Annotated in this window: 8 protein-coding genes and 1 pseudogene; 1 reads left to right on the forward strand and 8 read right to left on the reverse strand. The window is 60.2% G+C overall.

Annotated features, from left to right (window positions below; translation table 11 throughout):
* Window positions 1-29: 29 nt before the first annotated feature.
* The 8 genes from tnpB to G6P99_RS38035 form a co-directional block, all read right to left on the reverse strand.
* A complete protein-coding gene (gene tnpB / locus G6P99_RS38005) occupies window positions 30-377 on the reverse strand; it encodes an IS66 family insertion sequence element accessory protein TnpB (RefSeq protein ID WP_165125844.1) in 348 nt (115 codons plus the stop codon).
* Window positions 378-461: 84 nt separating this feature from the next.
* Window positions 462-776: an IS66-like element accessory protein TnpA gene (gene tnpA / locus G6P99_RS47800; RefSeq protein WP_084518735.1), complete on the reverse strand. Its 315-nt coding sequence runs from the start codon at window positions 774-776 to the stop codon at window positions 462-464.
* A 16-nt stretch (window positions 777-792) separates the two neighbouring features.
* The gene (locus G6P99_RS38010) at window positions 793-1,278 is read right to left on the reverse strand and encodes a helix-turn-helix domain-containing protein (protein WP_246709738.1); all 486 of its coding nucleotides are present in this window, start codon (window positions 1,276-1,278) and stop codon (window positions 793-795) included.
* Window positions 1,279-1,560: 282 nt separating this feature from the next.
* The gene (locus G6P99_RS38015; protein WP_029084575.1) at window positions 1,561-2,547 is read right to left on the reverse strand and encodes a tetratricopeptide repeat protein; all 987 of its coding nucleotides are present in this window, start codon (window positions 2,545-2,547) and stop codon (window positions 1,561-1,563) included.
* Window positions 2,544-3,530: an endo alpha-1,4 polygalactosaminidase gene (locus tag G6P99_RS38020; RefSeq protein ID WP_084518734.1), complete on the reverse strand. Its 987-nt coding sequence runs from the start codon at window positions 3,528-3,530 to the stop codon at window positions 2,544-2,546. Before G6P99_RS38020 ends, G6P99_RS38015 begins: the two co-directional genes overlap by 4 nt.
* Window positions 3,531-4,269: 739 nt before the next feature.
* Window positions 4,270-5,625: an HlyD family type I secretion periplasmic adaptor subunit gene (locus G6P99_RS38025; RefSeq protein ID WP_029084573.1), complete on the reverse strand. Its 1,356-nt coding sequence runs from the start codon at window positions 5,623-5,625 to the stop codon at window positions 4,270-4,272.
* A gap of 25 nt (window positions 5,626-5,650) precedes the next feature.
* Window positions 5,651-7,375: a type I secretion system permease/ATPase gene (locus G6P99_RS38030; RefSeq protein WP_051346738.1), complete on the reverse strand. Its 1,725-nt coding sequence runs from the start codon at window positions 7,373-7,375 to the stop codon at window positions 5,651-5,653.
* Window positions 7,376-7,476: 101 nt separating this feature from the next.
* On the reverse strand, window positions 7,477-11,991 hold the full coding sequence (locus tag G6P99_RS38035) for a hypothetical protein (protein ID WP_165125847.1): 4,515 nt from the start codon (window positions 11,989-11,991) through the stop codon (window positions 7,477-7,479).
* 611 nt (window positions 11,992-12,602) lie between these two features.
* Between G6P99_RS38035 and G6P99_RS38040 the strand changes: the two are divergent.
* Window positions 12,603-13,709: pseudogene (locus tag G6P99_RS38040) on the forward strand (IS630 family transposase).
* The last annotated feature ends 84 nt before the right edge of the window (window positions 13,710-13,793 follow it).

Consider the following 13,793-nt stretch of genomic DNA (forward strand, 5'->3'; position numbering starts at 1 on the left):
TCAAGCAGCAGATTCAAACCGTAAAACGGCTATCCGACCCGCGTCGGGCGCTGGGTTTCTTGAGGGTTGCGCCAATCGATCCCGGACAACAGATAGCTCAACTGCGCCGGCGAGATCGTTACCGATTCACCGGCAACCGATGGCCAGATGAACCTCCCTCTCTCGAGTCTTTTGGTAAACAGGCATGCTCCCTGGCCATCGTCCCAGATCATCTTCACAAGATCGCTGCGGCGACCGCGGAAGACGAACAGATGACCGCTGAGCGGGTCTTTGCGCAGCACCTCCTGCACTTGGAGCGCCAACGACGGAAAGCCTCTGCGCATATCCGTGTAGCCTGTCGCGAGCCACACTCGCGCGCCGGTCGGAACCGGGATCATCGGCGCACCAGGGCATCGAGAACTCGACGCAGCGCGTCTCCATCAACGTCGCCATCGACCCGGATGCGGTGTCCGCTACCAAGATCAATCTCGATGATGCCATGGCTCCTCCGTCGACGCGCCGGCGCCGTCGCGCAATGGCGCTTCGGCCACATCTCGCGGCGGCACAGACGGCCCAATCTCGACCGGCACTAACGGCGCTATACTCGTCTCACTGTGCTTGCAAAGCTCTTTGCGCCACCTGAACAGCTGGCTCACATGAAGGCCGGCCATGCGAGCCACCTCGGAAACAGTGGCTCCGGGCTCGAGCGATGCTGCAACTAGCCGTTCCTTCTCATCCTGCGACCACCGACGCCGCCGCTCGACCGTTGTGATCAACTCTGCCCGCGAAATCGTCATAGCGCTTCTCCTAGGATTACCCCTGGGACCTGCAGCGCTCGCGTCCGCCAAACAAGGCGGCCCTCAACGGAGGGATACGCCCGAAGGCCCGCCAGGTGCGTTGCACCGTCGATACCGACAGGCCGCTGGCCTTCGCCATGCCGCGGGAACTCCAATGAGTGGCGTTCTCGGGGCAACTCTCCAACGTCCTCACGATCATGGCTTCGATACGGACATCGTCAACCGTACGTGGCGCCCCGGAGCGGGGCTCGTCATGCAGCCCGTCCACGCGCTGCTCCACAAAGCGCCGCCGCCACTTGCCTACCGTTGACCGGCCCAAGCCCAGCTTGGCCGCCACTTCCTTGTTTTGACCGCCTTCCGCGCAGGTCAGCACGATCCGGGCTCTCAGAGCCAGCGCCTGCGCCGTCTTCCGCCGCGTCGTCAGCGCCTTCAGTTCGGTGCGCTCTTCATCACTCAATGTCAGGGAGGCAAGTTGCTGGACCGCCATCAGATCCTCCGTCACTGCTGCTGCCTCCAGCCTTGGCACAGCGACGCGAACCTGCTGCGAATCTGCGATTGCGAACTTGTGACTCGGGACACTAGCCAGGGCGAAGACGCATCCGCCATCATGTTCGGCGAGGGCTTCGTGAAGGATGATGCACCGGGCTCAAATACAATATTTCCAATAGTCTCAAGCTGACTTGAGTGAACTCTCCGAAACCTTATTCCCGACAAACCAGTCGCCTTTGTAGCCCACGGTCTGCATGCTACGTTTAAAGCATATCCCGGTTCGTTAGGTCGGCTCCTATGGGGAGACAGTGAGAGAGCGCCGGGAAGAAGCTCCGAGCCAAGATAAACCGGCTGCGGTGAAGACCTCAGCCATCAACATGCGATCGCTATCATTGCCCCGAGCGGCGACGAGACGCCTCGCAGCATCCGCCGCGACGCTGTGCGCTTTCGCATGATAGGCCAGGAAGGTAATCTCCTTTAGAAACTCTGGCTTAATCGAGCCCACCTTGCGGGCTTGAAGCCAATGAAAGAGTTCACTTGCCCGCCCCGCCCCCGCCGCAGCAAGGGCCCATGCCATTTCTGCTTCTGCAGAGGGCTGCTGGCGCAGCAGTGCGTCCATGACCGCCCAGTTCTCATGTACGAGACCTAAACGGATGTAAGCCCGGGCGACGTCGACGAGGACCGACGGATGGAGAAGCTCCGGTTCATGGGAAAGTTCGGGCGGGCGCCCCTGGGCGAATCGAAACGGCAGCGTCTGACGCAAGGCAGCAACCGCTTTGTGCCCACGGCCGCGCCGCAGCTCGACCTCAACGATCTGCAAATACGTCCGCACGAGTTCACGTCTCACCTCGGCAGTCGGGTGCTGGGCCTTAACCCGTACCAGGATGTCCGCGCAGTCATCCGTACGGCCTAACTGCCGGTATTGGCCAGCCAAAAGCCGCATTAGCCCAATGTCGCGCGGGTGCTCGTCCAGTTGGCCTATCAGCAATCGGATTGAACCGGCGACGTCACCGGAACGAGCTCGGACCTTCGCTAACGCTGCAACAGTCGGCGGTGATCGGTCGCCAGCCTCGAACATTTGCTCAAGCAGATTGAGCGCGACTTGCGTATTGCCGGCCTCCAACTCGAGGAGCGCCAGTTCGCTTCCGCGAGGGACCAAAAGCGCGCTGAGCGAAACTGCCATGAGCACGAGAACAATCAGGAACACCGGAATCGACGGAGCCGCGGGCAGCAAGTCGCCAAGCTTTGGACCGTGATTGAGGCGCGGAAAGAAGGGCTTCATGGAGGAGGTACAATCCGGGTGAGATCTGGCGTGGCAACATAGGGAATAAACCCGTTTGCACGCTCCTCAGTGTAGATCTTCGCAATGTTTTCTTTGTCATTAGGATCCCAGTAGTCGAGCGAGAAGAGCTGCAGATTGGGGTCGCGGCCGCCAGCCGCCCACAACTGCTGGCGCTGCCACTCGTAATCCGACTCTGAGACGAAGCTGTAACGACCCGTTCCGGCATCGAACGTAGTGCGGACTGACTCGCCGAGAACCATGTCAAAATGACCTGCGATCAGCGGGAGTACCGCAAAGCCCCGGTTTATCATGATCAGAATGCCCGGAAAGGCCGTCCGAATTGCGCGGACGAGATCGGCAGCGCCCTCAACCATTCCTCCATAACGGCTCGGGTCCTGCCTCTCAAGGAATTCGGCCGAGTCAAGTGTATCAAGAAACACTCCATCAAAGCCTTTTTGAAGAATTCCGGGAACGAGGTCTTTTACCACGCGCCGGCGCCAGTTTTCATGTCGCAAGTCGATGAACCGTGCGTCTGGCCAGTTTGCGTTCGCTCCGAAAAGCAAGCCCTCAGCAGCGAGCTCGACAAAATAAGGGCGTCCAGAGTGGACCTCACTCAAGCTGAGATAGCCCAAGTAAGTCGCGTCGCGACGGAATCGGTCGAGAGGCGCGAGATTTAAATCGCTGTCGAGCGCCGCAAGGGCAAAGGCGCCAATGGCTGGATCTGTGCTCGCGCCATAATAGACGAGGAAAGGGATTTGGCCTTTCTTCCGTTTTTCGCTCAGCTGGGCTGCTCCCAAGAGAGACGGAGCACACGATATGATGCCTAGCAGGATCCCAAGTTGTCGGCGGCTGATCAAATGTGCCCTCTCCTCACGGGCCATGGGTAATCGCCAGACTTCTCTGCCCCTCCGCAAGAGCGAAGCAATCTCGCCTTTGGCCAGCGAGCGGTTGCGCGACGGTCGCACCCGTTTGCAGAACTTCATCGACGTATCTCCAAGAGCCGAAGGCGTGACGACAGAATTGACGCAAAGGCGCGGCTCGACTCTTCGGTACAGCGACGAAACAAAATACAGATCATCGCGACTAGCGAATCGGAGTCAGCTTCGGAAGTTGGCACGCGAACAACGTGACATCCGGTGGCCGGCTCGTTTTCGACCACGCCAACCATTGCTCCATACTGCCCGTTTACGGTCATCATGGCATTGGTCGTGGTTGAGGACACAATGCCGCCCCACTGCTCGTGTCGACGGCAACAGGCCGTTCAAACACGCAGATCTCAGACGCGTCTCGCTCAAGACTACGGCTGCGGCCCCTCGTCCGCTGGCGATAGGCTGTAAGTTGGTCGGCCCATCCATTGCCCGAAGACCGGTGATCCGGCGAAATGAGTTCATTCATTCGTCAACGCCGCTGGAGCTAAATGCCATAATGATAGTATCCCGCCTAACCAACTCGTTTCCTGAAATGCAGTTGAATCCTTAGACCCTTGCTCCCGGAAGGGTGTGTTAGGGACAAGACGCAGCTTCTCCGACGCAATTGTAATTGGTACGCTTTCTGCGAACCAACGAAAAAATCTGATTTGTATCAGACCCAGCGCATACTCGGCGGTTCTAACGCGGTGGACAAGCCATTGGCATTCGACAAGGCAAGATCGCAACGAACCGGGTCCAGAACGACCGAAGCAGAGCTGACGTTGTAGATCGAGGCGACTCTTCAGCTAAGCCTTCAGCGCTCGCGAAAAGCGCGTTCGAACTGATCTGTGAGCGGTTTCGTCAGATATGACAGCGCGGTTCGTGCTGACGTCTCGATGAAGGCGTCGACCGGCATCCCGGGAAGCAGCTTGTGATCGGTAAGCCGAGCGAGTTCGCCGCTGTCGGGAGTAATACGAGCGGTATAGTAGAACTGTCCTGTTTCCTTGTCCCGGGTGGCATCCGGAGACAACCGGGTCACCACTCCCTCCACCTCCGGCGTCGTGCGCTGGTTGAAAGCGGTGAATCGCAACATGCTTTGCCGTCCGATCTTCAGCTGGTCGATATCTGTACTTGGGATATGAACCTCGACAGACAATAAATCGCTGCTGGGAACGACCAGCATCAACTGTTCGGCCGGGTTAACCACGCCGCCGACGGTATGGACGCTGAGTTCGTGAATGATCCCGTCGATCGGAGCCCTGAGTTCGACCCGCCGCAGCTGATCCTCAGCCGCGATTTTTCTTTCCTGCAGCTCTGCGATGCGGCCCTCGACCTCACGCAGCTCTTTTTGCGCGTCGGAGAAGCGGTTCTGGTCAACGGCGAGAATCTTGAGCCGCGTTTCCGCGATCTCGCCACCGATTTTGGCGATTTGCGCCACCAGTGTTCCGATCTCGCCCTCAATCCGGGTCTCGTCGCGCTGCAGGCTTAGCACGCGTGTTACCGGCAGCAGATTTCGCTTATAGAGATCATTGACTCGCGATAACTCCTCACGAATCAACGCTACTTCGCGGGCCTTGGCGGAGTTCTGCAGCGTCAGCCCCTTGACCTCGTCTTCGTTCTGCTTGATCCGCTCGCCGAGTTGCGCCTTCTGTCCGTTCAACGATCCCAGTCGCGCATGAAATAACCGCCGCTCTCCGCTGGCGACCCGCTCCGCTTCCTGGCCGGATGCTGTGAAGCCGGGAGGGAACTCCAGGTCGTCCCGATCGTCACGCTCGGCGGCCAAGCGCGTCTTCCGGCCAACCAACTCGGTCAATTGCGATGTGACGATGCCCAGCAAGGCGCGCGCCTGCGTCCCGTCCAGCTTGACCAGCAGATCACCGGCGGAGACGCGACTGCCGTCTCTTACGAGAATCTCTCCAATCACCCCGCCCTGCTGATGCTGAATCTTTTTGCTGCTGCCGTCAACCACAACGATCCCATGCGCGATTACGGCTCCCGACAGGGTCGCCACGCTGCCCCAACCGAAAACGGCAAGTGCAACCAGGCCGGAAAGAGCCAGGCCGGTAGCAAGTGGACGCCGCAGCTCGGCGACATCCACCGGCGAAGCCGCCGGGCGGGCTCCTGTCGAGCGCCGCAAGTTTTTGTTCAGGGCTACAACCGAAGCCGTCATGCCGAAATCACTCCGTTTCAACTCATCAACTGACAGCGGTCCGAACCGGATGGACCAAGACCTTCTTCAGCACCTCGTCTTTCGGGCCGAATGCGCTCAATCGCCCCGCATTGATCATGGCGACGTGATCGACGGAGTTGAGCGCGCTGGGCCGATGCGCAATGACAAGCACGATGCCGCCACGGTCCCGAACGCCCTGGATTGCCGCTGACAACGCGCATTCACCTTCGGCATCGAGGTTCGAGTTGGGCTCGTCGAGAACGACCAGGAAGGGGTCACCGAACAGCGCGCGGGCGAGCGCGACGCGCTGGCGCTGGCCCGCGGAAAGCGCCGAGCCATCGGGGCCGACATTGGTCTCGTAGCCAACGGGAAGGTGGAGGATCATATCGTGGACGTCGGCGGCCTTGGCCGCCGCGATGATGGCCCGGCTGTCCGGCTCCTCCTCGAGGCGGCAGATGTTCTCTGCAATGGTCCCTTCGAACAGCGTAACGTCCTGCGGTAGATAGCCGATATGCTTGCCCAATTCGTCGGACGTCCAGCCATCGAGCTCGGCGCCGTCAAGGCGAACGGACCCATGCAGCAGCGGCCACACGCCGGTAATTGCACGCGCCAGCGACGATTTGCCTGCCGCGCTGGGACCGATTATCGCCAGCGCCTGGCCGGACCGCAGCTCAAAACCCACGTCGCACAGAACAGGACGTTGGGTACCGGGCACACACACCGTTGCATTCGCCAGCGTCAGCCGCTCGACTGGAGGCGGAAGAGCCAACGACGGCGCAGCGACCGTAAACCTGTCGAGCATCTTCGACAGCCGATCAAAACTATGCCGTGCGGCCAGAAAGTTGCGCCAGTGCGCAATTACCTGCTCGACCGGGGCCATTGCCCGGGAAGTGGTGATCGAGGCAGCGATGATTGCCCCGCCGGTGACTTCGCCGCGAATGGTCAGGTACGCACCCAACCCCAGGATGGCCGATTGCAGCGTCAAGCGCAGGAACTTGGAGACGGCAGCCAGCTTCGAGGTCACGTCGCCCGCCTTGACCTGCAGCGTCAGATAACTTTGGTTGGCCCTTTCGAACCGATGGACGGCGCGGCCGACGAATCCCATCGCCTGCAGCGTCTCCGCATTTCTCGCGTTGGCGTCGGCTATCGCCTTACGAGCGGCGTCAGCGCGCGCGCTCGCCCGCACCTCGTGGCGCGACAGCAATTCGGACAGGAACGTGAGTAGGACGAGGAGCAGCACCCCCGCAAGGCACATCACCCCGAGCAAAGGATGCAGCAAGAACACAACAGCGAGATAGAGCGGCATCCAGGGCAAATCCAGGAAGGCGACCGGACCGCCGCTGGCGAGAAAGGTACGGATCGTGTCAACATCGCGCACCGGCTGCTGCGCCGTCGATCTTGACGCACCTTTGAGGGGCAGGTTGACGGCCATGGCTTGCACCGAGCCAGCGACGCGGCGATCGAACAGAACCGCAGCGCGGCCCGATGCCTGGTTGCGCAGCAGGTCGAAGACGCCATAGAAAGCGTACAGGACGAACATCAGGACAGACAAAGATACCAGCGTCGGCACGCTGTGGCTCGCCAATACGCGATCATAGACCTGAAGCATGTAGAGGGAACCGGTCAACGTCAGCAGGTTGATGATCCCCGATATCACTGAAACAGCCAGAATCGCACCGCGAAAGCCCGCAAAGGCCCCGGCAAGATCGGAAGTTTGGTTCTTGGGCTGATCGCCCGGCTTCTTCGGCAATGTCCTGTACCTATTGCAATAGAGAAACGACACGTGCCGGAGCACTGATAGATCGGCGTCCGGCAATTACTCGGCTGCTCCTCTCTCCCGCTGGTCAGCTATCAAACGAAATGGATGTCAGCGGTGGCGCTGGCCTTGAGCATCGACAACGTCACATTATTCAGCGTAATCGTGTCTGTTGGATCCAGCGTGATCAGCACATTGCTGCCTTGTTGCACCACAGTAACCGGCCCACCCGCGGCGTTGAGGGCCGCCCCATTGACAAGCGCGGTCTCGGTCGTACCGGCGGCGAACATGGACGACGATAGCTCCAGAAAATCGTGGTTGGCGTTGGTCATATTGGCCGTGAAATCGGTGATCACGTCCTTGCCGAAGCCGGCATGATTGAACACGAACGTATCGGCGCCGTCGCCGCCGGAGAGCCTGTCGTTCCCCACTCCGCCCTCCAGGTGGTCTTTGCCTCCATTGCCGAAGAGCGTGTCATTGCCGATGCCGCCTGTGATGGTGTTCGCCAGACCGTTGCCATTGCCGGTGAAGTTACCGGTTCCGAAGTGAGTCAGATTCTGCACGTTGCCCGGCAATGTGTAGCTGGCGAGCGTGGTCATCACGGTCGCGTTCGTGCTGCCCGCCGTCTCGTTCACGGTGGTCGAAGAACTGGTGACGGTGAAGGTGTCTGCGCCGCCGCCGCCCCTGAGGACCACATTGGCGAGACCGGCATCGCCCAATGAATCGGCGCCCGCTCCGCCGGTGATCTGTTCGCCGGCCACTGTTGCCGTCGCGGTGAAACTTTCGCTGCCGGTATAGACCAGCCTCTCGACGTTGGCTGGCAACTGGTAGGTCGATAGCGTCGTCTGCACGGTGTCCGTGCCGTTGTTGGCGGACTCTGCGATGATGGTGCCAGGGTTGCTCACGATGAAGGTATCGTTACCCGCGGCGCCGAGCAGCTTGATCCCGCTCTGGCCGTTGTCATTCAGAATGTCCGCCCCAGCGCCGCCGTCCAGCGTCTGGTTAGCCGCGCCGGCTGTCAGGGTGTCAGCACCTCCAAGCCCCGAAATGATCGCGCCCGTCATCGAGCTCGTCAGCGCGTCATTGCCGGTGGTTCCGTTGACCGCCGTCGGTGGAATCCCCGTGCTGCCACCGAGTTGCGCGGCCGTCAGGACGAGCCCGCCGTTGAATTGGAACAACTCGAAATTGCTGAAGGTCGTGGTGCCGTCCGGCGAACCTGCCCTCGTATCGGTCAGGCTGAGGCTGCCGTCCGGATTTGCGGCGACCCTGTACTGCGCGAACTGGCCGGTGAACAAGGCGGTATCGGTGCCGTCGCCGCCGTTGAGAATGCTTGTGCCGTCAAAGCCGCTGAACGTGTTGCCCAGCGCGTTACCGGTGGCGGTGATGCCGGCGCTGGCCGTGTAGACGAGGTTCTCCGCATTGTTGGGCAACACATAGTTTCTAAGGTTGGTGCGAACCGTGTCCGTACCGGCATTGGTTTGCTCGACAATAACATCATTCGCCCTTGTCACGACGTAGGTGTCGTCGCCGGCTCCGCCGCTCATGGTATCGACGAGGCTTGCCGCAGCGGCTGTACCTGCGTCGCGAAGCGTGTCATTGCCATCGGCGCCGTCCAGGATGGTGTTGCCGCCGATGCCCGCCGTCAGCGTGTCGTTGCCTGCCAGCCCGAGGATGATCTGGCCTGAGTTAGCAATGGCGGAGCCGGTCAAGACGTCGTTGCCCGGTGTTCCCATGACAACGGAAAACGCCAACTGGGCCTGAGTCAGCACAAGGCCGTCGCCAAACCGGAAGTTCTGGATGTTGATATCGGTATCCGTGCCGTCGGGCGCACCTGCACGCAGGTCGGCCACGGTAACGCTGCCGTCTGCATTCTGCGTATAACTGTAATTGTTCACGATGCCGGAATAGACTGCGGTATTTGTAGCGCCACCGCCGTTGAGGACGTCGTTGCCACCTCCACCGTTGATGATGTCGTTGGCCGAGCCACCAAAGAAGATGTCGTTGCCGCTCGACGCGACAGCGGCCGCACCGTCCGAGACCGTGACATTATGCTGAACCTGCACACCCTGCGGTGAACTCGTAGAGACCGCCAGTAGCCCGTCATTGAATACCAGCGACAGATCGGCTCCGTTGAGCGTGGCGAGCGGTGCGCCCTGGATCGAGACGATATTCGCGCCCGGCGTCTTGACGTGAATGTCGACCACGCCGTCGCCTGTCATCGAGAAGGCCAGGTTCGCTCCGTCGCCGGTCACAGACAGGAGGTCGGCGCGCATCGGCAGCGCCTCGATATGCGTGACATCGTCCTGCGTCGCGCCGAGGGTGACTTTGAAAGTCCCGCCGCCGTACGGCAGAAAGATGCTGTCGCTGTCGTAGGCGTACCAGTTGCCGGCGTTCTGAATGACCTGACCGGCGGCGTTGGTGACGTTCAAGGCCATCCCGCCAAGGTCCGGCGCCGTCGGATCCGGCGTAATCGTCGCGGTAATGACGTTGCCATTGGTGGTTTCGGAAATCGTCGCCTTCTGCTGCGCGGCGATGCGGGCGGCGAGCGTCTCCATGGTCACGAACTCATAGCCCGCATTGTAGGCGTAGGCGATGAAGTCCGTGAACATCTGGGTCGTATAACCCGGATCACCGCCGGCGCCGTTGGTATCCCAATTGGTAGCGCCATAGTCGTGCCACGGCCATACGATGATCGGCGCCTGGGAATTGGCCGATAGCTGATTAAACAGCGCCTGCCAGTCGGCCAGCGCCTGCTCGGGTGTCTTGTTCTGAAACTGGATTTCAGTGAAGTCGAAGGTGATGTTGGGCGCGATATAGACCGAACCGGTATTGGTCGGATCAATATAGCCAAAGGCGTTGGGATAGCCGGCCCCTGCCCCGGTCCAGCCGCCGGTGACGTAGCCGGTGAGCCCGCCCGCCACGCTCTGGTAGTACTGCATGATCTGCTGGGACGTACTCACGGTCTCGGCGGCGCCGGGCACGGCCGCACCGGCGATCGCGACGCCGATCTGCTGCTGCAAGATCGTCTTCGATTGTCCGAACTCGTAATTGAAGGTCCAGTTGGGCGCCGAACCGTTGGCTGGCGGCGTGACGTAGAGCGTGTTGGTGTTCTCGTTCCAGGTGGAGACCGGTGGATTGATGAGGTGGGTATAGGAGTGATTGCCGATCTCGCTGCCCATCGCGACGATCGACCGATAGTAGGGTGCGGAAACCGCCCAGTTGGTGAAGTTCTCGTTGTTCGGATTGGCGTTGTCGCCGATGTTGGCGTAGTAGGTGCCGACAAAACTATATTGCTGTTTCCACTGCTGCAGGATCGGGATCAGAAGGTCGTAGATACCGGCTTGGCCGCCTTCCGGCGAGACGTCGGACCGGAATTGCGACTGGTCCAGATCAGTGCGCGAGGCGACGATGCCGGCCATGCGGGAGGTATCTAGCGACAGGCTCGGCGTGGTGCCGAACACCGCATTCTGGATGGCGTGCTGCAGCAGATTGCTGTCGCCGAGCAGGCCGGTGGTCGCGAACAAGGTGTTGGTGCCGCCGGTGGTCGTCTGCACTACGCCGGCGACAGAGGCTCCGCCCTGAACGTTGATATCCGCGAGCGTCGTGGCCGGCTGCGTGACGCCGGAGAAGGTCTGGTATCCCGTGTTGGTGTAGTAGCCCGCCGGCGTCCCAGCGAACTGACCGCTGGCGCCGCCGATGAGTTCGCCGGCCGCGTAGCCGGCCATGATCGGATTGTGATTGGCAAGCGCCGCGGGATCTGCCGTTACCGAATAGGTTGCCGTACCGAACCCGCCCAGCGTCACGTCCAGCAGCGCCTGCATGTTGGCGTAGGAATTGCCCGGCAGCGGCGCCCCGATCTCATCGTTGGTCAGGAAATTGCCCGCCGTAATGATCGGCACGTGATAGCCGTACACCACATGGCTCAAGGCACTCACGATCGAGGCGACCTGGCTCGACTGGACATTCTCCATGTCCGGGAAGATCAGCGCACTGTATTGCGAGAGCTTGGCAACATTGGTGAGGTCGGCCTCGGTCAGGAGGTCATAGGAGACCCCGGCAGCCGCCGCCTGATGCTGCGCCGCCATGAACAGATCGGCATAAGCGGTTTGACCAGCCGCCGAGCCGCCGAAATACAGCGCGGCGGTGGTCGCGGAAAAAACGATGCCGACCTTCTTGATGGTGTGATCCACCGGGACCAGCGTCGATGGATCGGTGATGACGTATTGCGGGTTGGTGAAATCGCCGGGCAGAGCCACCTCTCCGTTATTGATCAACGCGGCAAAGTTGATCGAGGTGGGTGCGGGACCGCCGGTCGGCGTCAGCAGCGCCTGCGGGATCGCGACTTCGACGCTTTCGCCATCGCTGGAAACGCCGAAATTGAGCGGCGCGCCCTTGTTGAGCAGGGTTTCTGTGCCGGCAGATGTGCGCGAGTACAGGTAGGGTTGAAGCACGGTATTCGCGTCGAGCAGGAACTTCACCTCATATTCAGCCCCTATTGCACTGCCGAAAACCAAATATCCGGTTGCAGCATTTTGATCCGTATTGAGATAGATCGAGGTATTAGCGGCGATGACCGGATCGGTCGCGACAGCCGCGTTGATGCCGACCACATAGTTCTTGCCGGTCGCATCGTCAACGAGCGCGCCATAGACCTGATAATTGGCGACAGTGTTTCCCGGTCTCTCGACAATGTCATTCAGCGACCAATCGGCGAATCGCCCATCGAGCGTCAAGTTTCCAATTGTTGCCGCCATTTGTGTGATCCCTCAAACCGTTTTGCGTCTTCCTTCGCCATGGCTATGACGTTGCGAGGCCGCATGACCTGATGCACGGAGACAATATCCTTCCGACGTCGCGCCGAATTGTCGCGGGATTCGAAATGCTGCGATTGATCTGACTTCGACAAGGCGGGTGACCTGCCTCTTGTTGACGGCATACTAAAATGCAAAAGGAGCAAGCCTGTCCAACGGGAATCCCTGTTGCGTGTCAGACTTCGTCTCACATTCCTTGAGAGCGCTGGGTCTCAGCCATCGCCAAAGAGGCCATGCGCCGCCACAGACGAATTCCGCGCCCCAGTCAATCGAGTGGGCTCGCTTCTTGGACAAATGGGCCCGACTGACATCCGGAAACTCACTTAAGCGGCTCTCTTCCTAGTCATCTGGAACGCAAGTTCGTCACATTATATGATAGCTCGAATCTCTCTCGATAGAGGAGAGCGCTTGTGGCGAATGCGGGTGTGAGAGGCCGGCCGATCGAGCCGTTGGTGCTGAGTGCGCAGGAGCGGACGTACTTGGAGAGACAAGTTCGTCGTCATCGTATTGCCCGGTCGCTATCTGAGCGATGCCGCGCGATCCTGCGGTGTGCGGACGGGTTGCCAAGCAAGTCCGTGGCTGCCGAACTCGGCATCCACGAGCACACCGTTGGCAAGTGGCGCCGCCGGTTTTTGAAGGATCGCTGTGATGGCCTGCTCGACGAGGCCCGCCCTGGCCGCCCTCGCACCATCAACGACGATCAGGTTGCAGCCGTGATCGAGCGAACGCTGCGTACTACGCCAGCCGACGCGACGCACTGGTCGATCCGCTCGATGGCTGCGGAGACTGGCTTTTCCCACACCACGATCCGCCGAATGTGGTCGGCGTTCGGCTTGCAGCCGCACCGTAGCCAGACATTCAAGTTGTCGAGCGATCCACTGTTCGGCGACAAGGTGCGCGATATCGTCGGCCTTTACCTGTCCCCACCGAACCGAGCCCTTGTCCTCAGCATCGATGAGAAAAGCCAGATCCAGGCGCTTGATCGCGAGCAACCGGTCTTGCCGATGATGCCTGGCGTGCCGGAACGTCGTACGCACAGCTATGTGCGGCATGGTACGACCTCGCTGTTTGCCGCGCTCGATGTCGCCTCAGGGTTCGTCATCGGCAAATGCTACAAGCGCCACCGAGCAGTCGAGTTCTTGAAGTTTTTAAAAGAGATCGATGCTCAAGTTCCTGAAGGCCTCGATGTCCATATCGTTATGGATAACTACGCCACCCACAAGACACCCAAGATCAAAGCGTGGCTCACCCGCCGGCCTCACTATCATGTCCATTTTACGCCGACTTCCGCGTCGTGGATCAATCAGTAGCGCTGGTTCGCTGAACTCACCAGAAAGCAAATCCAGCGAGGTGTTCACACCTCCGTCAGGCAGCTCGAGGCCGACATCCGGACCTTCATCGACCTGCACAACCAAAACCCGAAGCCCTTCAAATGGACCAAGTCCGCAGACCAGATTTTGGCTTCCGTCAAACGCTTCTGCCACAAAGCCCAACAGACATTATGTGGCGAACTTTAGATTCACGTGACTAGTGTCCTGAATCATAAGTTCGGCAGACTCCAAATCGGCTCGATCATGGCGGACTCTCCTGATTTGGGGGAG

Origin of the sequence: Bradyrhizobium sp. 6(2017) (assembly GCF_011058295.2) — a bacterium.
Taxonomy (GTDB): domain Bacteria; phylum Pseudomonadota; class Alphaproteobacteria; order Rhizobiales; family Xanthobacteraceae; genus Bradyrhizobium; species Bradyrhizobium septentrionale.